Consider the following 23,174-nt stretch of genomic DNA (forward strand, 5'->3'; position numbering starts at 1 on the left):
ATTAATTATAAGTACCCTGAAACTAACTGCATATAGCAGAGGTTCCAGGGTGTTTCGGATAATTTAGAGAACGACACCGAAACTAAAAGCATTGAGTTGAGGCCCCTTGTTATCTGCAAACAGTTCATTAAGGTCATAATTAAAGAATAAATCTATACCTCGGAATCCTGCTTGCACACGCACACCATATCTGAAATTGTTCAAGTAAAAGGAGTCATGATCTTTATCCTTATCCTTGTCACCATCTTCTTTGGTTACTACTTTTGTATAGCTGCCAATTTTGTACCCCGCATACATACCGGCACCTATTCTGAATCCTTGGTTTTCGTCCCAAATTTTCCAGTGGCAGTTTTGAGATGGTTTGCTATCGCCAAAGGCTAGCATAGGCACCACGCTGGCGTTTACATAAGCAGCGGTTAGTTTACTTTTTTTGCTATTCACATCACTTTCCTCCATAAAAAATATACCATCATCACCTTTGAGCATTCTAGCATCTTCATTATCAAATTTAAAGTTATACCAGCTGATGTCTCCGCCCCAAAGTAAATAGAAGGAACCATTGATATGAGTGTGGTTGATACTTTTTAAGGCTATGTACCAACTACCAAAAGGTTTTACAGTATAGAGGGCGTTGTCGTCAGAAGGGGCACTGCCATTTTCCTGGTAGTTATTGATGCCTAAATCAATACCGAAGTCATTTATGGTAGCTTTTCTTTCTTTTTTCTCTTCATTATTATCTTGAGCCCAAGCTGTGCCTGATATGATGGCGAATAATAATATAGCCGTGATTTTTAAAATTTGAGTTTTCATCGTTGTTGTTATTTTGAGTTTGATATAGTTTTCCTGTTTCGCTTAGTAAGCGATTAATTTTAATGAGTTTATATGTATTTATTGGTTAAAAAATAATGCCGAAGCTTATCGCATTGAGTTCTGGTCCTCTGTTTTCAGAAAACAGATTGTTTAGATCATAATTAATGAATAAGTCGGTGTCTCTATAGCCGAGCTGAAATCTCAAGCCATAGCGGAAATTGTTCAGGTGAAAGTCTTCATGATTTCTTTTTTTGTCTTTATCACCATCTTCTTCAAATACTATTTTGCTGTAGCTATCAATGCGGTATCCTACATAACCTCCGGCACCTATCCTGAAGTTCTCTTTGTTCTTGCTATCATGTAAGGTTAGCCATCTGTTTTTATGGTTTGCATCGCTATGACCAAAATGGAGAGTAGGGACCATAGAAAAGTTAATATAAGCTACTGTTAACTTACTTTTTTTAAAACTGGCATCTGGGTATTCGCTATCTTCAATGAATGTCACGCTTTCATCCTGATCATAGATGCGCATAGCATCATTTTGGAATTTGAAGTTGTACCAGCTTACGCCCGGGCCCCACTCCAGATACAAGGGCCCAGTGATGTATGTGCTATTCACCGAGTTAATGGCTACATACCAAGATCCCCAAGGGCGAACGGTATAGGGTTCGTCTGTAGCATCAGGAAATTTGCCCTTTTTTAAATAATTATTGGTTCCTAATTCAATATTAAAATAGTGAATTGATCTCTTTGTCTTTTCGCTCTCTTCGTGCTTATCTTCCTCTTCCCATTCGTTATTCTCGTCGCTTTCAATTTGCTCAGTAGTGGTTTTTATAACAACAATAGTGGTATCTGTAATCACAGTTTTAGCTCCATTTTCTTCTTTTACCAATGTTTGTTGTTGAGAAGAGTCCGTTTCTAGCTTCATGCTGAGCTCATTCAATATGGCGTTTAAGTCATAGTTTTGAATGGTATTAAGGTCTTGTTTGTCTTTGATCAGAAATATGATTTTACTTTCACCTACATTTATGATCAATGAATCTGTTCTTTCTTGTGCCAGGCCCGAGAATACCAAAAGCATTCCCAGGCTTAGCATGACCGCTTTGAGTGTTGTTGTTATTTTATTTTGAGTAGTCATTTTTTTTAGAATTGATCAACAAAAGTTCATTTTTTGCCTTTCTTAGCTCGCCTAGTCCGTCACTTTCTTTTAGGTCTTTGGCAAACTGAAGCACCTTTTTAAAAGCAGACTTATCTTCATCACGGTTATTTTCTTCTGACGCCGTGGCTATGCTTTCTTCTTTCTTCTTCTGGAAATCTTCTATGTTGAAAGTATAGGTCTGTCCTTTTTCTTCTATTTGTTTAGTAGATGCTATTTCTGATTCGGTGGTTGCATCAGGAATAGAAATTTTTTTCTTCTTTGATAGTAATAGGTTTATTGGCTTCAGAAAGAGCAATAGTTTCTTTTAATGCAGGCTGAGGTTTAGCTATAGCTTCTTTTTGTGTTTTTTCGGCACTTGGTTTAACCTCTTTTGTTGATTCTGTTTTTTTTGAGTTAACTGCTTCAGTATGATTTTGCTTGCTGAAGTCATCTTCTTCTATGGTATTAATGGAGACCTCACTGGCAGTGTCTTTAGGTTTAGCAGTTGGCTCATCAGGGGCTTGCATGGCGCTATCTTTAGGCTGGTGATTGTTATTGGCTAATCTGCCAGAAGTAGGGAATAAGCGTTCATCTTTCAATATCAAAATAGATACTGATATTAAAAGTAAGATGGAGGCAGCTATTCTTATATAAAACCAGGCTCCTCTGCTCTTTTTTTGCTGAATTTTAGAATTAAGCTTATTCCAAGCGTCAGAAGAGGGTTCTTTTTTAATGTCCTCTAGTTTGCTTTTGAATAATTTATCTAGCTGTTGATCACTCATAGCTTAATTAAATTTATTTTTCATGTTCTGCTCAGTGGCTAATAATTGCTTTTGCAATAAAGCCCGGGCTCGGCTCAATTGTGATTTAGAAGTGTTTTCACTTATGCCCAGTTGCTCTGCTATCTCCCGATGCGAAAACCCTTCTACAGCGTACAGGTTAAATACCGTTCGGTAACCTGTTGGCAGTTGTTGAATCATAGTGAGCAAATCTTCTGCTTCTAATTGATTATCCAGCGAAGAATAATCAGGCTCCAGATCTGCCTTTTCTATGTCTACCTCCAGGTACATGCTCTTATTTTGCCTGAGGTAGGTTAGCGAATCATTAACCATAATGCGTCTGATCCAACCTTCGAAACTGCCATCTCCTTTAAACTGATCGATCTTTTCAAATACTTTAACAAAGCCATTGATCATTACATCTTCGGCTTGACCGGGCTCTTTAATATAACGAACACAGATACCCAGCATAGTAGAGGCATATTTTTCATACACTTCTTTCTGTGCCTGGTTATCCTGCTTTTTACATTGCCGGATTAAAGTATCTTCTTCTGACCGATGTATTTTCAGTTTCATTTTGCGTTCTCAGCAGGAAGATGCGAATATTTCGCCAAAGGTTGCATGGAACGAAAATAAAATTCAGTTTTTTATCGCAGAGTTGTTTAATTGCTTCTTTTTGAAAGGAATTTTGATTGTTTTGTTAGCGATCATTAAGCCTATGAGAATAATTAATGCACCAATTATGCTCTCTGATGAGATGCTTTCTTTAAGAAAAATAACGCCAAGTGCTATTCCATAAATAGGAATTAGGTAGGTGACATAAGAGAGGTAAGATGCACTTGCACTTTCTATTATTTTAAAAAAGATTACATAGGCCACGGCGGTTCCAAGCAAGGCAAGTGCGAGTATTGAGGAAATAGAGGAGCCTGAAAGCTCGCTGAAATGAGGTAAGCCAACCGTAGAAATACACAAGGGTAGCATGTAAGCTGAAGCGACTAATAGCTGAGCCGCCGGTGCGTGTAACGGAGGTACGTTTCTAAGCTTCATTCTGGAATAAACCATACCTATACCATAGCTAACGGCTGCCAATACTACGGCTATTATCCCCAGGAAAGAACTGCTCATATGGCTAGAAAAATGAGGTGAAATAAGGGTGAAAAGCCCAACAAAGCCTAAGAGTGTTCCTATTAGTTTATGTTTGGTCATTTTATCATCTGCTATTAAGAAATTAGCCATGATAATGGTAAATAATGGGGTAAGACCATTGAGAATAGAAGCTAAGGCGCTGTCAATATGTGTTTCGGCCCATGATATGAGCATAAAAGGTAAAGACAAAGAGAATATGCCTGAAATGGTAATATCTCGCCAAAACTTTAGGCTCTTTTTAAAAGGTGTACCCGCTATTTGCAGAAATAAGTTCAACGCTATGGCAGCAATAAAAATTCTGAAAGTAGCTACATGAACAGGGCTCATTTCCTTAACGGCTATTTTAATAAAAAGGAAAGAAGGGCCCCAAAGTGAGGCCAATATAAACAGTAAGATTAAGTTTTTTGATGATGCTTTCATTTGTTGAATAGGGCTAGTGCAATATTGTAACTTTTTATGTTTTTCAGATAATCATATAGATCAAATGAATTAGGAGATTTCTTCTTTTTGTTATTTGAAATCACGTTTACTTTAGGAGTGGGTGCTGATATGGTTTGCATAATTTTGAGTTTTGATATGGGCAATTTAACGAGGTAGGTAAGAGGACGTTCTATGAATACGATGAATAAAATTCTATCTTTATATGAAAATCATTAATACATATGGAGGTTCGTCATTTACGCCTGATCAAAGAGGTAGCAGAAAAGGGAAGTCTCACCAAGGCTAAAGAAGGCTTGTTTCTTTCTCAGTCAGCACTGAGCCATCAGCTGAAAGAGGTGGAGACTAAGCTTGGAGCACCATTGTTTCATAGAGTAAATAAGAAATTGGTGCTTACTGGCGCCGGGAAAATATTGTTGGAATCGGCTGAGCGTATCCTTAATGAGTTGGAGCAGGCCGAATTGGCGGTTAAAAAATATGTAGGTGGCGATAAAGGCACGTTGAGAGTAGGTACAGAATGTTATACCACCTATCATTGGCTGCCAGGCTTAATGGTAGATTTTCAGAAGGAATTTCCTAATGTAGATATAGAAATATCGCCAGACCCGAACGGTGAGCGTACGGAGCAGTTGCTTAACGGAAAGCTTGATTTGGCCATAGTGAGTGGAGAAGTGAATAATCCTAATTTAAAATTAACAGAGCTTTTTATGGATGAGCTATTAGCTTTAATGCCTAAAACTCATCCTTTTGCTAAGAAAAAGTATGTAGAGCCTCATGATTTTGAAAATGAAAAGCTGATTATACATTCTTTACCTTTAGAATCAGTAACACTGTTTAGCAGAGTGCTTATACCAGAAGATGTTCAGCCCAAAGGAGTAATTCCTATTCAGGTTACGGAGGCTGCTATAGAAATGGTTAAGGCGGGTATGGGAATAAAAGTAGCTGCCAAATGGATTTTAGATCCTTATCTGCGAGATGAAAAACTTGTGGCTGTGCCCGTAACTAAAAAGGGCCTATTTAGAACCTGGTATGCTGCTACTTTAAAGCAAACAGAGCAGCCTCAGTATATAGAGAATTTTATTGGGCACTTGAGGTGCCACTTAGTAGGTCTGTGTAACTAGGCTTTTAGCTTTTTATTTTATTAGTAATCTCCTCTATAATCTTTTCAGTAGAGTTGGTGCCATCTACAGTATAACCATTTTCTGGTGGCTCCAATATGGCAAATTGAGAGGCCACTAAGCTTTTATTCATAAAATGATTTTTTCTGGCTTCTATTCTTTCTTGTATAATTTCTTGTGGCACTTTTAGGTAAATCCATTGGATAGGAAGCTCAGATTTAGACTGTAGCTTTTGTCGATAGGTTTTTTTAAGAGCACTGCAAGCCAGTATTGCTCCTTCATTTTGCTGCCATTTTGCAATTTCTACTGATAAACTCTCTAACCATTCTTTTCGGTCTTCATCAGTTAAAGGTATGCCATCTGACATTTTAAGGATATTAGCTTCAGAGTGGTACTGGTCCGCATCATAGTAGGGTATGTTTGTTTTTTCACTTAGGGCTTTTGCTATAGTTGTCTTGCCGCTTGCCGTTACACCCATAATTATGATTACCATACTCGAATTTTTATTTAACAATTAGTGCCCTTAAAGATAGGTAGTTAAATGTTTTTTGAAGCCATTCTTTTGGGTTGATGTGCTGCTTTGTTTAAATCTCCCTTTCTTTTATTCTATTTTAAAGATTTAAAAATAAATATGATAAGTCATACAACGATTTTCGTGAGATGCTCCACTTTATATTAAACAGCTTATAATTTAAATGTCTGACAAAAAGAAAACAGAAGAAGAGATCATCAGGATGTGCCGGAAAAACAACCGGTCTGGCCAAAAGCTACTGTTTGATAAATATGCTAAGGCCATGTTTAATGTGGCTTATAGAATTTCTAATGACTACGAGCTGGCTAATGATATACTTCAGGAAGGATTTATGGAAGTGTTTAAAAACATCAAAAGTTTTCGGGCGGAGTCAGCGCTGGGAGCCTGGATAAAAACCATAATAGTGCGCACTACATTACGGAAGGTAAAAAAGGAAGGCTTTTTTGAAAGCTTCGAATTAGAAAAACATGATCAGGTTATAGAGTGGAGTGATCATTTTACTGTACAGGACTTAGAAAAGGCCATACAGTCGTTGCCAGACGGATATAGAGCTGTCTTTCTTTTGTCAGAAAAGGAGGGTTATAAGCACCGGGAAATAGCGGAAATGCTGGAGATATCGGAAGGAACGTCGAAATCTCAGCTATGGAACGCTAAGAAAATTTTACAGAAAAAATTAAAGGAGTATCAGTATGACCGAATATAATAATAACAAGCTATTGAGGTCTTTAGAGAATTTGCCGGAGAAAGATCCTCCTGCTAATTCATGGGAAAAACTAAGGGGAACTCTGGATTTTGAAGATGCGGTGGGTGAAAGCTTATTAGAGTGGGAAGATCATCATGAATTTAAAGAGGATGTTTGGAAGTCATTAGAAATGCACTTGCAGGCAGATAATCCTAATAAAGGAGAGGGTAAGCGCAGGATATTAATGTATGCTATTGCTGTAGCGGCTACACTGCTTTTCAGCCTTTTTGTTTACTGGGGTTATTTCGCGGAAGTGAAATATGAAGTCACCTATGCTGAAGTGGTAGTTGAAGAACAGGAAATGGATAATATGGCTTCAGATGTTGAAGCGGAAAAATTCATAAAGCAGGTCTGTGCATTGCAAACAGAGGTCTGTAATAATCCTGAATATAAGGCCTTGAAGTCTCAATTATCAGACCTCGATCAGGAAATGGAGCAATTAGATCATATGCTCGAGGCAAATGAAAAAAATCCATATCTGCTTAAGGCAAAAGGAAGAGTTCAGCTTTTAAAGGCTGATGTAACCAGAAAAATTATTTCAATAATCACATCATGATGTCAAGAATACTAGGAATACTAATGCTAATTCTGCTTTCATGTACAATGCTCTTCTCACAGCAGAAGCTGGTGCATGTAGTAACTAAAACTATAGAGCGGGAGCTCAAGCAGGATGAAGTAAAGAAAATGAAGATTAATTCTGAAAAGGCAGATATTAATGTGGTGGGTTGGTCTGGGAATAGTGTGAAATTGACCATTAAGCTAGTGGCTAAAAATAAGTCAAAAGAAGATGCCGAATCAGATCTGCAGTTTATAAAGTATCAAATAACTAAAAAGGAAGATGCTTATATAGTTAGCAATGTTTTTTATTCAAAGGATAACCGCACGGCTATATCCAGTGATCTTTCTGTAGTGTATGAATTAAAGGTGCCTAAAACCATGGGCATTTATATTACCAATATGTATGGAGGAGTCAGTGTTGCTCACTTATCCGGCTATTTAGATGTGCAGCTAAAATTTGGACAAATAGAGTTGGGGGATCTTTCTGGTGAACTGAAAATAAACACTTATTACGGAGACTTGATGGCTAGAAATCTGAAAGTGAAAATGAGATGTGTTTCCGAAAAATCTAATGTAGAGTTATCAGGAATAGAAGGAGCTTATTATCTGGAAGCTAATTTCGGAACATTGAGTTTTCAGGGGAAGGAAGGGTTAACCTTTTTGCAGGTGGAGGCAAAGAATAGCGAAGTGAGCCTCAATTTAGATTCTTTTGAAGAATATAGATACGATCTCTCCACCCTTTATGGGAATATTAAAATACCTGAAAGATATCAAGAAGAGGTAAAAAAATCCATCTCTCAGAAAAGGAGCTTTAATCAGACCTTTCGTTCAGACAGAGATATTTTGATCCATACTACCTTCAATGACATTAAAATTAGTTCAATCAAGACCATTTCAAGCTCAAAATAGATGAAGAAAGTTATATTATTAGTAGCCAGTGTTTTTGTGGGTTTCACGTATTTGCATGCTCAGTCTGATAGCACTGCTGTTGACTACAGTATGGAACTAGTAAGTGCCAAAAGCCTTAAAGAAGGAAAGAAGTATAAATATATAGACAGGCAGTTTATACCTGAAAAGCATATGTTTAGGGTAGGCTTTATGAATGGAGATTATTGGGTGACAACAGGCATGTTTGCAGAGTATGAAAGGAAAATAGGAATCAAAAGTGCTGTTTATGGAGGTTTTACCTCATGGCGAACTGAATACTATGCTTTACATGGTGGTTATAAATTCTTTTATAATCAAAAGCGAAAGGTGAAAAATAATGAACAGGCTAATAATTTAGTAGGTTCTTTTGTGTCAGCTCAGGTTTCTCATCAGCTCACCAGTACGCCACGTACATATCCTGATAATGATAATACTAAACTGACCACTTACAGTCTGTACTGGGGGCTTCAGAAAAGGTTGGGGAGATATGGGTATTTAGAGTTAAGGGTAGGGCCTTCCTATACTCCAGGTTCCAGAGCAATGAGTTTTGGAGCATCTCAATCGATAACACCTAGTAGGTGGGATTTTGATGCGCAAGTAAAGTTAGGGCTTGCTATTGGTAATAAAGTACGTGAGGAGGAACTGATTGAGCGTTATAGTAAAGACTTCGCTAATCAGAAATTTATTGAGCAAAAGGAAGAAAAGACGATGTTTAAAGTAGGCTTAAATTATATTTCTTTAAATGATATTGAATATAGCATGTCCAATAATGTTGCCGTTGAGCAGAAAATACTTCCTCCACTTTCTGTGCTGGCGGCAGCTAATATAACGCATAGAGTTAATTTGAATGGGAATGATTATTGGCGTGGGAGAAAAGTATCTATATCTTATGATTTGGGCATTCGCTATTATTACAATCTAATGAAGAAAATGAAGCAGGGTCGTAATGGGAATAATTTTTCAGGCGCTTATGTTGGATTGGCGGCTAGAGAACTATTTGATACTGGAGGAAGCTATTTTGGTGATCCGGAACCTTATTTAGGGGTTCATTGGGGAATGCAAAGAACACTAGGAAAGATGGGTTATATAGATTTTAATTTTGAGATAAGTGTGCAAGATGGGAATATTGATATAGATGATAATTTAACCATCGGATTAAAGCTATAATATATTAGCGGCTCACGTAGTGCTATAATAAAAGCCGCTACATGAGCCGTATGAAATTATTCGGGTTGTGCAAGTATGGCTCTGTTTGTTCCCGGCCTTCTGTCAATAGAAGAAACGGGCAGTTTTTCATAGGAAAATGTTTTTGCTCTATGAGCCACTCTGCCATTTGGGTTGGAGCCCGTGATTAATTCAATAGCTCTTCTCAGTAATATTTCATGAATGTCTCCCAGTTCTGTAAGAGGGCTATCAAATTCATTAATATAATTATCTCCAAGAGGAGTGAAGCCATTTTCAAAATCAGAGTAACCCTGGCTGTTTTGTAACCTAGCAATGATAGGTAGTAAGCCATAATTGTTGTCTGGGTTTTCATCATCTTGAATAGATGTGGAGGCTACATTTTTACCAACAGTGGTTTCTCCAATAATAGTTATATCCATGTAAGGATCTAATCCGTTGATGATCAGTTCACTAGCGGAAGCTGTATGGCCACTTACTAAAATGTATAAATGATTAATTTGGTTCCCAATGTTATTAGCCTTATCAAGGAACCTTGTGTTTAGTTCTTCATCAGGGTTGGGCTGACTTTCAAAGTAATTTTGGTAAAGATCATTATAGATGCTGCTAAAGAATATTTTTGATGAATTAACATCACTTCCTATTAAGCTACCCATGTTGATGGCTGAGTTAACACTGCCGCCACCGTTATATCTAAGGTCAAGTACCAGTTCGTTGATGCCTTCTGTTTGGAAAGAAGCAATGATGTCATCCATTTGATTATCATAAGCGCCATTGCTTCCTTGGGCAAAGAAGTTATAAACGTAATAGCCTATTTTGCTGTTATTTATGGTGTAAACAGTGTCCATATAATTAGGATTTTCTTCTATCACTTCTACAGCTAAATTCACAGAACCTTTGCTTTCATATAGCTCAGATGATGTATTATAACTGGAATATGTGGCCGAGAAATCTTCATAAATAAGAGGTACAACGGATTCATAATTTTCAGTAGTAATGCCATTACCATTAATTTCGGTAATTATATCACCTCTTTTAAGGCCTGCATCGTCAGCAGGTGAACCTGGTTTTACATATAAAAGTACCATCACTACTTCATTGCTACCCTGAGCTAAAAGTAAAAGCTGAAATTCGAAACCTGCTTCATAAGTTACACCATTAAGCTGATTGAGAAGCTCTTCATAATCAGGGTAAATAACTGAAAATCGATCACCACTATAAAGTAGGCTTTCGAAAAAATCAGAGGGGTCAGCATTGGTGTTAACATTGTCTTGCGAAGGCATGGAAGTGGTCCAGAGGTATACCTGGTCCATTACATTGTAAATCCAGCTATTGATTTCTTCATTTTTATTGTTCGAATCGTCATCATCATCATTGCATGATGTGAGGGTGAAAGCCAATAAAGATAGGATTACAAAGAATTTAGTAAGTGGTAAATTATGTTTCATGCCTTTTGTGTTTAGGGATTTCTGGTTGTCTCATTATATGAAGCGCTATACAATATCGGGATTTTGTTATAATAAAAACAAGGCGATTTTTAATAAACAGCCATGTAGTTGATATTAATAGTCACCTCAGTTACTTGCCCTGGTTTTACTTCTACGGGTTGGATGTGGCCTTCGCCATCCATACTATTGGCAAATAAACCTTTATCTTCTTTAGTGAAAATGGAGTACTTACCTGCCGGTAGAGATATAACGAAATTACCCTCAGCATCGGATTTTACTTTAGCCGCTAGCTCAGTGCTTATGTTTTTATAAAAGGTGCCTTCATGTTCGGCTTGGTTCCTTTTAGTGGCTTCGTAAATGTAAATTTCTCTCTCTACAGGGCGGCTGGTGCCACTCTTTTTGTCTGGACCAGGCATTAAATTACCTTCTGACCAGGTAACGGTTCCTTGTATTCCTTGTTCCACATTTTGACTTTTAGTGCCTTCGCAACTGCAAATAATGAAGGGGAGGCAAAGTAATAATAACTTAATGTTTTTCATAGCTCAAATATAAAACAAGAAATCCGGACTGAAGTTCAGCCCGGATTCCGGAGATAATTTATGAGAATTAGTTTGTTGGTTTACTCATTTATAACTTCAGGATTGCCTTTATATTTTATATCACTGGCAAAATTTTCTTCTTTTCTTAATTCTTTTGTTACATATACTCTGGCAGAGGAGGCTCCATGTGCTTCAATATCAGCTATTTCTGTTTCGAAATTCATGGCGTCAAGTTGTGATGCTCCCTGCATTTCTACTGATAAATTTTGTCCTTTACCATCTATATCTAATTCAGAAGCACCAGATAAGTCTACGGTTAATTTTCCAATATTTACATCAGAAAGTTTGGCAAATGAAGCACCAGATAAATCAATATCCATATTTTGCTCTCTAAAATCAGATAAATATATTCTGCCTGCTGTTTCTGATTTGATAGATTGTAATGAAGGAGTGTAAACAGTTATGCTTATATCATCTCTAAGGAAATCATTAATTTTAAGCTTTGAACCTTTATTGTAATCTATATACAATTTTTCTCCTTTCACATATATATCAACATTATCCCTGTATTTTCTATTGGCATTTATACCTACCTGAAAGCTGTCGGCTTTTACTATATGTACCACAAATGAATTAGAAACTTCCAGCGCGTTAAAAGATTGAAAAGTATATAGCTGGTCGAATTTACCATTGGCGTTTTCATGGCGGCTTGCAGAGATTTCTTCATCATCATTTTCTTCGCCATTAACCTCTTCTTCTTTTTCTACTATAGGGCACTGAGCGCATTCCAGGGTGCCATCTTCCTTAAATTCAAGCTCAAACTTGTCATTATTATACAGACTGTAACCTTCTACATAAGGAGTACTTCTTAGTATGTGGCGCATATCATCATCTAAGATGAATTTATGGTTATAAGGCACAAATAAGGTCATTGATAGCTCCTGAGCGTGAAATATACTATTTTTATTGAATTGAATATTAGAGTCGAAGTATAACACAGAGTCTTCCTGTTTTACATTATAGGTCACATCTTTAGAGTTTTCTATGGCTTCTTGTCTGGATCGGCCACGGGCACTAAAATATTGATTGAGTTTATACGTGTCTCCATCATAACCCTTTATAGTTAGCTGAGTGATGTCATAATCATCAAGACCTACTTCATTTAGTTTGAGCACAGCAGTTTTACCTTGTATGTCAAAATGTTTTACTACCTCTCTATCTCCATCTTCTTTAAATTCAAAAGCTATTTCAGTGATATTGATCGAAACCAAAATACTGCTGACTATGAATAGCGCTAATAATGACCATCCTGTAGGAGCCGAGAAAATGATCTTTTTCGCAATAATAGATGCTCCTAATAATATCAGTAATATGGATGGAATAGCTAAAGCGAAAAATCCAAGTAGCGAGGTGAATGGAGGAACTAACTTTAAGAAAGCCTCCAAAGGAAAGTCTATCCAAACCCCCCAGGTGTAAAAGCCAAGACTAACTCCTAATAAAATTATGAAGCTAATAGCAAACGAGGCTCCTGTGAGTATAAGTATTGCTCCTAGTATTATTCTGATAAAATCGACCAGGAACATCAGTATAGGACCTAATATTCTACCTAGTCCGTTGAGTACTGCTGCTATTAATCTAAAAGGGAAAAGTAATACCTTAATAAATATATTTTCCTCATTTTCATCTACGTTAAGGCTTTTTTTTATGCTGGATTCTATATTGCTTAAGGTTACAGGGTCACCTTCCATCTGTACTTTATCAGTGATGGTTTTAGCCTCTGGAAGTACAATCCAGAGGATAAGATAAACTAAAACTCCTGAGCCAAACACAAAGGTGAAGATGATGAAGAGTAGTCTTATAACCGCTACGTCTACACCAAAGTAAGTAGCTACACCGGATGATACTCCACTAATGACTTTGCCATTAGGATTACGGAACATCTTCTTTATCTTTTGATCTTCATCTAAGTCCTTGTTTTCAGGAAGCACTATCCATAATATGATATATGCTATAAGGAAGGTGCCATAACTTCCTATAGATAGTATGATGAGGAGTAACCTTACCCAAAGTGGGTCTAAATGAAAGTAATGCCCCAGGCCAGCGCACACCCCGGCAATTATTCTTCTCTTGCCATCTCTGTATAGCTTTTTTGAGCCAATTTCAGACCAGCTGCTATGGCTTTCTTCTGATCGCGTTTGTTGGTAATTATTGCTTTCGTTATCAGTTTCAGCATCTTCTACAGCCTGAAAATCTTTAATACTACCCATGGTAGCTATTAGAGAAGATACATCTTCTGCGGTTATGATTTGCTTTTCTTCATTGAGCTTTGCCAAGAAGATTTCTGCTATTCTGCTTTCTATATCGGCGATGATTTCCTGGCTGCCATCAAAAGAAGAGAAATACCTGTTAATGGAATCAAGATAATCACGCAATTGCTCATAAGCGTCTTCCTCTATGTGAAATATAATACCGCTTATATTTATGCTAATGTTCTTTTTCATGGGTTTGAGTTTTAATCTTGAGAAGTGCTGTTGTTGTTATTGTCGTCTTTATCTTTTCTTGAAGTGATTAATTTCGTTGATTTCATCAATTCATGCCAAGTAGTATCTAAACTTTCAAGAAAAGATTGACCTTGTTCAGTGAGTGTGTAATATTTACGAGGAGGACCAGAGTTTGATTCTACCCACTTATATTCTACCAGTCCTGCTTTCCTCAGGCGAGTAAGCAGGGGGTACAGCGTACCTTCTACAACCATGATCTTCGCAGTGGTGAGTTCATCTAGCATGTCTGATGCGTAGACCTCACCTCTGGAGATAATGTGCAGGATGCAGTATTCCAAAATACCTTTCCGCATCTGCACTTGTGTGTTTTCCAGATTCATAAATTTATTATTTTGAGTTTTGACCTATACAATTATACGGCAAAGTACTATGCATGGCCAAGTACTAAGTAAAAAATATTAGCTTGTTATGTCAATTAATTAAAATATTTATCTGCTTTATTGGTTATGTTATATAAAATCGCTTTTTTGAGGCCAGAAATTACCAGATAAATGAGGGCAAACGCTAGTAGATTTAGGGTAGTATTTATAATTTTAGGTCTTGTTCTATAGATAAATGAATAGGTTAGGGATTTGATCATGAGGCTTTTTATCTCCTTTATTTTTATTTTTTTATGTGGCGAAATACATGAATTGTTCGCTCAAAGTACTCCTAAGTATAGTAATGAGTTTTTGTCTATTGGTGTGGGTGCCAGAGGGTTGGCTATGTCTAATGCTCAAACGGCAGTAGTTAATGATGTTACTTCAGGCTACTGGAACCCCGCAGGGCTGTTAGATATTAAAGACCAGTATGAAGTTTCGCTGATGCATGCGGAATATTTTGCAGGCATAGCGAAGTATGATTATGCGGCTTTTGCAACGCCAATAGATTCAGTTAGTCATTTGGGTATTTCCATTATTAGGTTTGCCGTAGATGATATTCCGGATACCCGCTTTTTATATGATGCTAATGGAGCCATTAACTATGATAATATTCAATTTTTCTCAGCGGCAGATTATGCGTTTCTTTTCTCTTACGCTAGAAAACTCTCTATAATCAAAGGATTAAAAACAGGGGCTAACTTTAAGGTGATCCATCGTATTGCTGGTGAATTTGCTACAGCCTGGGGATTTGGTTTAGATGCCGGGGCACAGTTGGAACGCAAAAATTGGAAGTTCGGATTAATGCTGAGAGATATTACTGGCACCTTTAATTCATGGTCGCATAATACTGAGCTGGTGGTAGATGTGTATACTCAGACAGGGAATGTTATACCAGAAAATTCTACAGAGGTAACAGTACCAAGAGCTATACTAGGCGTTGGGAGGTATTTTCCTGTTTTTCAGGATTTTGGCGTGCTAGCCACGTTTGATCTTATTAGCACTTTTGATGGTGAAAGAAACACAGTTATAAGCTCAGATCTCGTTTCTGTAGATCCGGCTTTGGCTATGGAGATAGATTATAAAAAAGTAGCTTATCTTAGGTTAGGTATGGGGAACATTCAGGAGTTAACTGATTTTGATGGCTCTAACTATACCACCATGCAGGCTAACTTTGGTATAGGCGTTAAAATTAAAGAAATATCCATTGATTATGCGCTTACAGATATCGGAGATCAATCTGAATCATTGTATTCGCACGTATTTTCACTAAAGGCCAGTTTAAATAAGAAATGAGAAGTAGAGTTGTAATTATAGCACTAGTGGGGATGATGGCTGTATTCAATAGCCAGGCTCAGGACTATGGTAATGAGTGGATAGATTATAACAAGCAGTACTATAAAATCCCAGTAGGGCGGGAGGGGATGTATAGAATTACCTATGCTGATTTGCAGAGTGCAGGCTTTCCTGTCAATGCGGTTGACCCTAGGCGGTTACAGATTTTTCATAGGGGGAGTGGAGCAGGCTATTTACGTTCCAGGTCAGGGTGATGGAAATTTCCAGCCGGGTGAGTACTTAGAGTTTTATGGCCAAAGAAATGATGGCACGCAGGATAGAAAATTATACCAGCCAGAATCGGCACAGCCCCATAGATATTATAATATTTACTCAGATACCACCGCTTATTTTCTTACTTATAACCTTACGACGGTGGCAGGTAAGAGAATGGACTATTTCTTTGAAAACAATATTAATGGACTAGCTCCGCAGGCGGCACATAATGAAACTGTTCTATCATTAAAAACCAACCAATACTCAGCGGGCCGTAGTTTTAACACCGGTGACTATACTGCCTACTCTTATTTTGATTATGGTGAAGGCTGGACCGGCAATATGATTCAGGAAGGCCAGCAGCTAGATTACATCATTAGCGGCATTAGTAATACAGTAACTTCAGCGGGTAATCCTCAGCTGGAAGTTCTTTTGATGGGCCGCGATAATGTGAATCATTTGGTGGAAATATTGGTAGGTCAAAGCACAGCTAGTCTGCGATCATTAGGTACCGTAACCTGGTCAGATTATACTGCAGAGACTTTTCAATCAGCCATTAATTGGTCTGATATCAGTAGCTCAGGCAGCCTAACAGTACGAATTAGAGATCTTGGAGTAAGTGGAGGTAATGACCGTATTAGTACTTCATATCTCAGACTGGTCTATTCCCAAAACTTTAATTTAGGAGGTGCCAATTCTAAAAAACTGAATTTAAAAACGGTTTCCGGAAACAGGTCATATATAGAGATGACGAATGTGCCGGCTACGCCTCAGATTTATGATATTACCGACTCAGATAATGTAAGGCGAATTGGTTTTAATGCCTCTGGTAGTTCGCTGAATACTATGGTGAATAACACGGCTTTAGATCGCCAATTATGGGTGAATGGCAATGACTATATTACTCCGGTACTAAGCAAGGTAGACTTTACGAATATTAATGCTTCGGTATTTGACTATATCATTATTTCTAACAGGCATTTGAGGCAGCCTGTAGATGGAACCCTTGATCCGGTACAAGCTTACGCTAATTATCGGGCTTCTATGGAAGGAGGGAGTTTCAACCCTTTGGTGGTAAATATGGAGCAGCTCTATAACCAGTTTAATTACGGAGAAAAAAGCTCACTTAGTATATATCAATTCATGCGTTTTATGGTGCAGAATGGTTCTCCCCGATACCTTTTTCTAATAGGTAAAGGCTTAGATCCTTCTGTTAATTTCTTTAGAAATACTAATGGATTTATAAATGTAACAAGGCTTGGAGTTACTTATCAAGTGAGAGATTTAGTACCTTCTGCAGGAAACCCCGGCTCTGATATTTTATTTACAGCCGGTCTCAATGGTACTACTTATGAGCCGGCAGTTCCCGTAGGTAGGCTGCCTGCAGTTAATGCACAACAGGTTTTGAACTATCTTAACAAAGTGCAGGAAACAGAAGATTTACCATTTGACGCTTTGTGGCGCAAGCGACTTTTACACCTCAGTGGTGGGGCAAGTGCCTCGCAATTAACCATTTTTAGGAGATATACTGATGGTTTTGCCGCTGTAGCGGAAGAAGATTATTTAGGCGGAGATGTTCAAACCATTTCTAAAGAAAGAAGCAGTACCGTAGAGCTGATTAATGTGGCTGAGGAGGTGAATGAAGGATTGAATTTAATCACTTTTTTCGGGCATTCGGCACCCTCTGTTACTGATATAGATATCGGTTTTGCTACAGATCCCGTTTTAGGATATGATAATCCGGGCAAGTACCCTATGTTTCTAATTAATGGCTGTAATGCCGGTCAGTTTTTTAATGCCAATGTTCTTTTTGGTGAGGACTGGATTTTAGCTGCAGATAGAGGAGCCATTGGTTTTACGGCTAGCAGCTCATACGGCTTTTCTGATAGGCTCAGAAGGTATTCAGACACTTTTTATCAGACAGCTTATGGTGATTCATTGTTTATTCATAAGCCTATAGGTGATGTTATGAAGGAAGTAGTAGTCAGGTATATGAATGGAGCTGCGGTTAATCCTACTAATATCACACAGGTGCAACAAATGGTGTATCTCGGTGATCCGTACCTGACATTATTCGGGGCTGATAATCCTGACTTTGAAACCAATGATGATAATGTTTATGTAGAATCATTTACTGATGAGCCGGTGTCAGCCCAAATTGATTCTTTTGCGCTCAATACAATTGTAAGGAATTTCGGTGTAACCGTTAATGATTCTATACGGGTTCACATCACTCGTACTTTTAGCGATAATAGCATAGCCGAATATGATTCAATATTTGCCAGTGTCCATTTTCAGGATACTTTGGTGATGGTTATTGATAATGAAGTAAGCAATGCGGCTGGTAATAATCAATTTCAAATAGATATCGATTATTTTAATGAAATTGATGAGTTGGACGAAACCAATAATTCGGCCATTCTGAACTTATTCATTCCTTTATTCGGCACCAAGAATTTATATCCTATCAATTATGCTATTGTCAATTCCCAGCCTGTAGAGTTGCTGGTGCAGGCCAGTGACCTCTTGTCAGGGGAGCGTGATTATATTATTGAAATAGATACGGCCAGCACTTTTGATAGCCCTTTTAGAAAGCAGCAAACCGTACAGGCTAAGCTTTTGGCCAGTTGGCAGACCGAATTATTGCCTAACACACCAGCTAATGACAGTGTGGTCTATTATTGGAGATCGAGGTTTGCTATGCAAGAAGAAGGTGAAAGTACAGAATGGGTTAATAGCAGTTTTACGTACATCAATAACGGACCTAATGGCTGGTCACAAAGAGAATATCCACAGTACGAGAATAACCTCTTAAGCGGGTTAGAGCTTAATGAAGGAGGACGAAGAATCGATTTTGAAACCAATACATTAGATGTTTTTGTAAGGACATTTGGAGCTAGTAATGGTAGCGGTATTGCAGATGTTTCCGTGATACTAAATGGAATCGAATATATTATTAATAATGGCTACTACTGTAGGAATAATACGGTCAGTTTAGTGGCTTTTGATAGGAATACAACGCTTCCATATCTCGGCGTTACCACAAACAGAGGTTGCGGCAGGCAGCCACAGGTGATCAATAACTTCACTTTTAATGAACTGGATATTGGTAATGATGATTTGATGGAGTACATAGATAATGTAAGTGAAGGCGACTCCGTAGTGATGTTTTCTATTGGTAATCCAAGATTTGAGTCCTGGCCGGCCAATGTTAGAGCCAAGCTGGAGGATATTGGTGCCTCGGCGGCAAGTTTGGCTACATTGCAAAATGGGGAGCCACTTATTTTATTAGGTAGAAAGGGGAGTCCCGCAGGTAGTGCTACTATGCTCAGGGCTTCTACCACTCCCAGAAATGAGGCACAGCTATTTACAAACCTTACCGTTACGGGCATTTTCTCTTCTGGTAATATGACCAGTACCACCATTGGCCCTGCCACTGATTGGCAAACACTGGTGGCCTATGTGCAGTCAGATGAAACACCTGTTACAGATAATAACTATTTGGAAGTATGGGGAGTGACCTCAAGTGGAGATGAAGTGATGCTTAAAAATAACCTTTCCATGGGGAATACAGACCTTTCTGATATTAATGCGGGTCAGTATCCGCAACTGAAGGTGAAGTTGTATACTGAAGATAATGATAACCTTACAGCGGCTCAGCTGGTGAAATGGGAAGTGTATTTCACAGGAGTGCCAGAAGGTATTCTTTTACTACCCGATGAAGCAGCTAACAACAAAGATTTGTCAGAGGGAGAAGTGTTTGAGGCTGATTATGGCTTTAAAAATATATCTCCATATACTTTCCCTGATTCTATTTCTGTAGCCTATACCTTGTTTAATAATACTACCAGAACGTCTGTGAGATATAATAAAAACATACTTGCTCCTGAGCCGGGAGATACCTCGCGCTTTTCCATTTCTATGCCTACATTGGGTAGAGCGGGAGAGAATGATTATAACCTTTTCGTGAATCCTTATGAAGTGCCGGAGCAGTATTATGATAATAACATTTTTGATAAGTCTAACTACTTGCAAATCAATGCTGATAATATCAATCCGCTGATTGATGTGGCTTTTGATGGACAGTATATTCTGGATGGCGATATTGTAGCCCCAAGCCCGTTGATTTCAATACGGCTAAAAGATGAAAATGAATTCATTTTTAAAACGGATACTACCAATGTCAATGTATTTTTACGTAGCCCTTGTGAAACTTGTGTGTTTAACAGAATTCCTTTCTCTTCAGAGGAAGTTCAGTGGTTTCCGGCAGATGAGTCTAATGAATTTAGAATAGAATACAGGCCAGAAAGCCTGGAAGACGGCGTGTATACCTTGCGGGTAGATGCCGAAGACGCCAGTGGTAATAGTTCGGGTACAGAACCTTATCAGGTCAATTTTGAGGTAGTTAATGAGTCTGCCATTACTAATTTTTATCCATACCCTAATCCTTTTTCTTCAAGCACGCGCTTTGTGTTTACCCTTACGGGAAGCGAAATTCCTGATCAGATTAAAATACAGATTATGACTGTTTCCGGTAAAGTGGTAAGAGAGATCTTTCAGGATGAACTAGGACCTATTCATATAGGGAATAACATTTCTGATTTTGCCTGGGATGGTCGTGATGAGTTTGGGGATCAGCTGGCCAATGGTGTTTATCTCTACAGGGTTATCGTTAGGCAAAATGGACAGGGAATGGATCACCGTGAAACCTCAGCCGACAAGGCTTTTAAACATGGCTTTGGTAAACTCTATATTTTGAGGTAAAAGTAATTTGCAATTCCTTATTGATCTAAAATCTGCCTGAGAAAATGGATGGTTGCATCAGGCAGATTCCCGTAGTCTGACAATGGAATTTTTTGACTGATTTTAAGGAATTCCACTTCAGTTGAAAGAATCTCCTGCAAATTAACCTGTTCCACAGCGTTAGCTGATTCAAGGCTGTGATCCCATTCATCTCCCAGAGTTTGAATAAAAAGCGGATAAGCTGATTGAATAGTGGTATCTGGCAGGCTCTTTAATGCTGAACCTTTTACATGCAACGTGTTGCTAAAGAAATTTCCCCACCAAAACATAGTCCTATAAGCAAAAATAGAGGTAGAGGAGAACATTCTGGGGTAATCTAAAATGAGATAAGGGAGGCCTTTAAAATTCTCTCCTTTAGATATTTTGCCTGCTTTTAAAAAGGCGTTGTCGGGGAAGTCAAAGTCTGAAGAGTGTATCTCTTTTTTGAGCTCACTCTCCAGATTTGATAAATATTGAATAATCTTTTCAGTGATCTGCCTTTTCGTCAGCAGAAAGTCCTGATCAGATATGTAATTAAATTCTTTGTCAGAAAACAAAAATTAAAATTTGTCAGGTGTTTGAATCACTTTTACCACTATCTCGTGCGGATCACCGTCAGTATCATTGATTTTGAATTTCAAAATAGGGTTATCAGCTTCAAGGCTGTTTTCTACTTCAATAATTCTGCTACCAGGAAGGTTGCTTTCAAGAACTGAGGCTACATTTTCGAGCGCTTTAGCAAATTGAACTTCAAGTTCGCTGGGGTTGTATACTTTTGTTTTCATTGTTGTCTTTATAATCGGTTTAAATACACCGATACGTATTTCATTCTAAATAGTTACCATTGAATTAATGCTGAGGCCCAGGTGAAGCCACTTCCGAAGGCTGCCATGCATAAAATATCGTTTTCTTTTATCTTGCCTTCTGCCCATGCTTCACTCATGGCTATGGGTATAGAACCTGCAGTAGTGTTACCATACCTCATAATGTTATTATAAACCTTTTCGTCTGGCAATCCAAGTTTTTCTTGTATGTAGTTGCTTATTCGCAAGTTAGCTTGGTGAGGGATGAGTAGATCAATATCATCTTTTTGTAATTGGTTGGCCTCAAGGGCTTCCATAATTACTTCGTGAAATTTAACTACGGCATGTTTAAAAACCATATTCCCATTCATATGCACTTTAAATGAAGAAGTATCCATGATTTGGTCTGGTTGGCGTTCTTCATGCGGCCGACTGCTGCCTGGGTCTTTAATGTAAAGCTCCTCGGCATAGTTACCGTCAGAGTGCAGGTGCGTAGAAAGTACTCCTGGTTTTTTCTGACCTTTGCACCACGGCTGCTCCGGCGCCGTCACCAAAGATAACGGCAGTGCCTCGGCCTCTGGTGGTAAGGTCCAGAGCGGTAGATTGTATTTCAGCTCCTACTACCAGCACGTTTTTGTACATGCCGGTTTTTATAAACTGATCAGCTGTAGATAAGGCATAGATAAAGCCCGAACAGGCATTTCTAATATCTAAAGCCGGAATAGAGCCCAGGCCAAGTTCGCGCTGTAAAAGTACACCTGATCCAGGGAAAAAATAGTCTGGAGTTATGGTGGCAAACACAATAAAATCAATCTCTTCAGCTTTGAGGTGAGCTCTTTCTAAAGCCATTTTACTGGCCTTGGCCGCCATATTGGCTACAGTATCCGTTTTAGGATCTATGAATCTCCTCTCCTTGATGCCTGTTCTCTCTATGATCCATTCATTATTGGTGTCCATGAGTTTAGACAGATCATCATTTGTAACTACTCTTTCAGGAACATAATGCCCTAGTCCTGTAATTTTCGAATAATGCATTTGTACTTTTTTGGTAAAGGAAGCAAATATAAGAAAATTAACTAATGTTAGTTAGCTAAATCTTAGAAGAGCAAAATCTGCAATTATATGCTCTTACTGGCAGCTTTAAGAATTAACTGCCTACTTTTTATTTCAGCTCTACATTTTGAGTTAATATTGCTTATTAATTTGTTATCCAATGCATACCATCAGAAAAGCTGTAAAAGAAGATTTAGAGGCTATTTTGCAAATTCTCAATTATGAGATACTACATGCCACTGCTATTTATGATTATGAAGAGAAAAGCCTGGCCGATTTACAGCAATGGTATGCAGATAAAGTGAAGAAGGAAATTCCCTTAATAGTGGCGGAGGAGGCCGGAGAAATTTTAGGGTATGCTACTTATGACCGGTTTAGACCTAAGGAGGCATACCGTAAGTCTGTAGAACATTCTGTATATTTATCACAAAAGGCCAGAGGTAGAGGGCTTGGGTCAATACTGTTGAAAGAGATAATACAAAGAGCCAGGGAGCAGGGCCATCATAGTATGATTGCCGGGATAGATGCCGATAACCACGTTAGTATACATTTGCACTCCAAAACAGGTTTTAAAGAAGTAGGAAGAATGAAGGAGGTAGGTTATAAATTTGACCGTTGGCTAGACTTAGTGTTCATGCAATTGATCCTTTAATACTGTTTTAAAAAAGAATATAGCTCAAGTTTTTTTAACCTTTTTCTATGATGAGT

General features: G+C 38.1%; 22 protein-coding genes and 1 pseudogene. 9 read left to right on the forward strand and 14 right to left on the reverse strand.

Annotated features, from left to right (window positions below; translation table 11 throughout):
* Positions 1 to 63: 63 nt before the first annotated feature.
* From LVD15_RS16770 to LVD15_RS16795, 6 genes are all read right to left on the reverse strand, one after another.
* Entirely contained in the window at positions 64 to 810 is a 747-nt protein-coding gene (locus LVD15_RS16770) for a hypothetical protein (protein WP_233776374.1), read from the reverse strand.
* Positions 811 to 895: 85 nt separating this feature from the next.
* Positions 896 to 1,948, reverse strand: coding sequence for a hypothetical protein (locus tag LVD15_RS16775; protein WP_233776375.1), 1,053 nt, complete (start codon positions 1,946 to 1,948; stop codon positions 896 to 898).
* Complete coding sequence (locus tag LVD15_RS16780) at positions 1,932 to 2,264, reverse strand: hypothetical protein (RefSeq protein ID WP_233776376.1); 333 nt, start codon at positions 2,262 to 2,264, stop codon at positions 1,932 to 1,934. Before LVD15_RS16780 ends, LVD15_RS16775 begins: the two co-directional genes overlap by 17 nt.
* Positions 2,203 to 2,730: a hypothetical protein gene (locus LVD15_RS16785; RefSeq protein ID WP_233776377.1), complete on the reverse strand. Its 528-nt coding sequence runs from the start codon at positions 2,728 to 2,730 to the stop codon at positions 2,203 to 2,205. The genes LVD15_RS16780 and LVD15_RS16785 overlap by 62 nt, the downstream gene beginning before the upstream one ends.
* A gap of 3 nt (positions 2,731 to 2,733) precedes the next feature.
* On the reverse strand, positions 2,734 to 3,303 hold the full coding sequence (locus LVD15_RS16790) for an RNA polymerase sigma factor (RefSeq protein WP_233776378.1): 570 nt from the start codon (positions 3,301 to 3,303) through the stop codon (positions 2,734 to 2,736).
* A gap of 63 nt (positions 3,304 to 3,366) precedes the next feature.
* The gene (locus tag LVD15_RS16795; protein ID WP_233776379.1) at positions 3,367 to 4,293 is read right to left on the reverse strand and encodes a DMT family transporter; all 927 of its coding nucleotides are present in this window, start codon (positions 4,291 to 4,293) and stop codon (positions 3,367 to 3,369) included.
* Positions 4,294 to 4,535: 242 nt separating this feature from the next.
* On the opposite strand from LVD15_RS16795, the gene LVD15_RS16800 reads away from it, so the two are divergent.
* Positions 4,536 to 5,432, forward strand: coding sequence for a LysR family transcriptional regulator (locus LVD15_RS16800; protein WP_233776380.1), 897 nt, complete (start codon positions 4,536 to 4,538; stop codon positions 5,430 to 5,432).
* Between the two features lie 4 nt (positions 5,433 to 5,436).
* Here LVD15_RS16800 and LVD15_RS16805 read toward each other — a convergent pair whose 3' ends face one another.
* On the reverse strand, positions 5,437 to 5,922 hold the full coding sequence (locus LVD15_RS16805) for a gluconokinase (protein ID WP_233776381.1): 486 nt from the start codon (positions 5,920 to 5,922) through the stop codon (positions 5,437 to 5,439).
* A gap of 202 nt (positions 5,923 to 6,124) precedes the next feature.
* On the opposite strand from LVD15_RS16805, the gene LVD15_RS16810 reads away from it, so the two are divergent.
* From LVD15_RS16810 to LVD15_RS16825, 4 genes are read left to right on the forward strand one after another with little or no spacing between them, the layout of a single operon-like run.
* Positions 6,125 to 6,664, forward strand: a complete 540-nt coding sequence (locus tag LVD15_RS16810) for an RNA polymerase sigma factor (RefSeq protein ID WP_233776382.1) — start codon at positions 6,125 to 6,127, stop codon at positions 6,662 to 6,664.
* On the forward strand, positions 6,651 to 7,259 hold the full coding sequence (locus LVD15_RS16815) for a hypothetical protein (protein WP_233776383.1): 609 nt from the start codon (positions 6,651 to 6,653) through the stop codon (positions 7,257 to 7,259). The genes LVD15_RS16810 and LVD15_RS16815 overlap by 14 nt, the downstream gene beginning before the upstream one ends.
* Positions 7,256 to 8,170 (forward strand): DUF4097 family beta strand repeat-containing protein, encoded by a 915-nt coding sequence (locus LVD15_RS16820; protein WP_233776384.1) that lies wholly within the window; start codon positions 7,256 to 7,258, stop codon positions 8,168 to 8,170. The genes LVD15_RS16815 and LVD15_RS16820 overlap by 4 nt, the downstream gene beginning before the upstream one ends.
* Positions 8,171 to 9,355, forward strand: a complete 1,185-nt coding sequence (locus LVD15_RS16825; protein WP_233776385.1) for a hypothetical protein — start codon at positions 8,171 to 8,173, stop codon at positions 9,353 to 9,355.
* A 56-nt stretch (positions 9,356 to 9,411) separates the two neighbouring features.
* Here the strand turns inward: LVD15_RS16825 and LVD15_RS16830 are convergent, their stop codons facing one another.
* From LVD15_RS16830 to LVD15_RS16845, 4 genes are all read right to left on the reverse strand, one after another.
* Positions 9,412 to 10,818, reverse strand: a complete 1,407-nt coding sequence (locus LVD15_RS16830; protein ID WP_233776386.1) for a S41 family peptidase — start codon at positions 10,816 to 10,818, stop codon at positions 9,412 to 9,414.
* An 89-nt stretch (positions 10,819 to 10,907) separates the two neighbouring features.
* Positions 10,908 to 11,282, reverse strand: a complete 375-nt coding sequence (locus tag LVD15_RS16835) for a carboxypeptidase-like regulatory domain-containing protein (RefSeq protein WP_233776387.1) — start codon at positions 11,280 to 11,282, stop codon at positions 10,908 to 10,910.
* A 155-nt stretch (positions 11,283 to 11,437) separates the two neighbouring features.
* Positions 11,438 to 13,858 (reverse strand): PspC domain-containing protein, encoded by a 2,421-nt coding sequence (locus tag LVD15_RS16840; RefSeq protein ID WP_233776388.1) that lies wholly within the window; start codon positions 13,856 to 13,858, stop codon positions 11,438 to 11,440.
* Positions 13,859 to 13,869: 11 nt separating this feature from the next.
* Positions 13,870 to 14,238: a PadR family transcriptional regulator gene (locus LVD15_RS16845; protein ID WP_233776389.1), complete on the reverse strand. Its 369-nt coding sequence runs from the start codon at positions 14,236 to 14,238 to the stop codon at positions 13,870 to 13,872.
* 258 nt (positions 14,239 to 14,496) lie between these two features.
* Between LVD15_RS16845 and LVD15_RS16850 the strand changes: the two genes are divergently transcribed.
* From LVD15_RS16850 to porU2, 3 genes are read left to right on the forward strand one after another with little or no spacing between them, the layout of a single operon-like run.
* Positions 14,497 to 15,573, forward strand: a complete 1,077-nt coding sequence (locus LVD15_RS16850) for a putative type IX sorting system protein PorV2 (protein WP_233776390.1) — start codon at positions 14,497 to 14,499, stop codon at positions 15,571 to 15,573.
* Positions 15,570 to 15,827: a hypothetical protein gene (locus LVD15_RS16855; protein ID WP_233776391.1), complete on the forward strand. Its 258-nt coding sequence runs from the start codon at positions 15,570 to 15,572 to the stop codon at positions 15,825 to 15,827. Before LVD15_RS16850 ends, LVD15_RS16855 begins: the two co-directional genes overlap by 4 nt.
* On the forward strand, positions 15,751 to 20,592 hold the full coding sequence (porU2, locus tag LVD15_RS16860; RefSeq protein ID WP_233776392.1) for a putative type IX secretion system sortase PorU2: 4,842 nt from the start codon (positions 15,751 to 15,753) through the stop codon (positions 20,590 to 20,592). The genes LVD15_RS16855 and porU2 overlap by 77 nt, the downstream gene beginning before the upstream one ends.
* A 17-nt stretch (positions 20,593 to 20,609) precedes the next feature.
* Here the strand turns inward: porU2 and LVD15_RS16865 are convergent, their stop codons facing one another.
* From LVD15_RS16865 to LVD15_RS16875, 3 genes and pseudogenes are all read right to left on the reverse strand, one after another.
* A complete protein-coding gene (locus LVD15_RS16865) occupies positions 20,610 to 21,167 on the reverse strand; it encodes a hypothetical protein (protein ID WP_233776393.1) in 558 nt (185 codons plus the stop codon).
* 3 nt (positions 21,168 to 21,170) lie between these two features.
* Positions 21,171 to 21,395 carry a hypothetical protein gene (locus LVD15_RS16870; protein WP_233776394.1) on the reverse strand — a complete coding sequence of 75 codons (225 nt, stop codon included), beginning with the start codon at positions 21,393 to 21,395 and terminating at the stop codon, positions 21,171 to 21,173.
* A 53-nt stretch (positions 21,396 to 21,448) separates the two neighbouring features.
* Positions 21,449 to 22,448 (reverse strand): annotated as a pseudogene (locus tag LVD15_RS16875) (beta-ketoacyl-ACP synthase III).
* Between the two features lie 178 nt (positions 22,449 to 22,626).
* Between LVD15_RS16875 and LVD15_RS16880 the strand changes: the two are divergent.
* On the forward strand, positions 22,627 to 23,118 hold the full coding sequence (locus LVD15_RS16880) for a GNAT family N-acetyltransferase (RefSeq protein WP_233776395.1): 492 nt from the start codon (positions 22,627 to 22,629) through the stop codon (positions 23,116 to 23,118).
* The last annotated feature ends 56 nt before the right edge of the window (positions 23,119 to 23,174 follow it).

The sequence above is a fragment of the Fulvivirga maritima genome, assembly GCF_021389955.1.
GTDB classification, from domain to species: domain Bacteria; phylum Bacteroidota; class Bacteroidia; order Cytophagales; family Cyclobacteriaceae; genus Fulvivirga; species Fulvivirga maritima.

What these genes read in the sequence shown, in the direction of transcription:
- LVD15_RS16770 (WP_233776374.1), bottom strand. Translation starts at nt 810, where the DNA reads ATGAAAACTCAAATTTTAAAAATCACGGCTATATTATTATTCGCCATC.
- LVD15_RS16775 (WP_233776375.1), bottom strand. Translation starts at nt 1,948, where the DNA reads ATGACTACTCAAAATAAAATAACAACAACACTCAAAGCGGTCATGCTA.
- LVD15_RS16785 (WP_233776377.1), bottom strand. Translation starts at nt 2,730, where the DNA reads ATGAGTGATCAACAGCTAGATAAATTATTCAAAAGCAAACTAGAGGAC.
- LVD15_RS16790 (WP_233776378.1), bottom strand. Translation starts at nt 3,303, where the DNA reads ATGAAACTGAAAATACATCGGTCAGAAGAAGATACTTTAATCCGGCAA.
- LVD15_RS16795 (WP_233776379.1), bottom strand. Translation starts at nt 4,293, where the DNA reads ATGAAAGCATCATCAAAAAACTTAATCTTACTGTTTATATTGGCCTCA.
- LVD15_RS16800 (WP_233776380.1), top strand. Translation starts at nt 4,536, where the DNA reads ATGGAGGTTCGTCATTTACGCCTGATCAAAGAGGTAGCAGAAAAGGGA.
- LVD15_RS16805 (WP_233776381.1), bottom strand. Translation starts at nt 5,922, where the DNA reads ATGGTAATCATAATTATGGGTGTAACGGCAAGCGGCAAGACAACTATA.
- LVD15_RS16810 (WP_233776382.1), top strand. Translation starts at nt 6,125, where the DNA reads ATGTCTGACAAAAAGAAAACAGAAGAAGAGATCATCAGGATGTGCCGG.
- LVD15_RS16815 (WP_233776383.1), top strand. Translation starts at nt 6,651, where the DNA reads ATGACCGAATATAATAATAACAAGCTATTGAGGTCTTTAGAGAATTTG.
- LVD15_RS16820 (WP_233776384.1), top strand. Translation starts at nt 7,256, where the DNA reads ATGATGTCAAGAATACTAGGAATACTAATGCTAATTCTGCTTTCATGT.
- LVD15_RS16825 (WP_233776385.1), top strand. Translation starts at nt 8,171, where the DNA reads ATGAAGAAAGTTATATTATTAGTAGCCAGTGTTTTTGTGGGTTTCACG.
- LVD15_RS16830 (WP_233776386.1), bottom strand. Translation starts at nt 10,818, where the DNA reads ATGAAACATAATTTACCACTTACTAAATTCTTTGTAATCCTATCTTTA.
- LVD15_RS16840 (WP_233776388.1), bottom strand. Translation starts at nt 13,858, where the DNA reads ATGAAAAAGAACATTAGCATAAATATAAGCGGTATTATATTTCACATA.
- LVD15_RS16845 (WP_233776389.1), bottom strand. Translation starts at nt 14,238, where the DNA reads ATGAATCTGGAAAACACACAAGTGCAGATGCGGAAAGGTATTTTGGAA.
- LVD15_RS16850 (WP_233776390.1), top strand. Translation starts at nt 14,497, where the DNA reads ATGAGGCTTTTTATCTCCTTTATTTTTATTTTTTTATGTGGCGAAATA.
- LVD15_RS16855 (WP_233776391.1), top strand. Translation starts at nt 15,570, where the DNA reads ATGAGAAGTAGAGTTGTAATTATAGCACTAGTGGGGATGATGGCTGTA.
- porU2 (WP_233776392.1), top strand. Translation starts at nt 15,751, where the DNA reads ATGCGGTTGACCCTAGGCGGTTACAGATTTTTCATAGGGGGAGTGGAG.
- LVD15_RS16870 (WP_233776394.1), bottom strand. Translation starts at nt 21,395, where the DNA reads ATGAAAACAAAAGTATACAACCCCAGCGAACTTGAAGTTCAATTTGCT.
- LVD15_RS16880 (WP_233776395.1), top strand. Translation starts at nt 22,627, where the DNA reads ATGCATACCATCAGAAAAGCTGTAAAAGAAGATTTAGAGGCTATTTTG.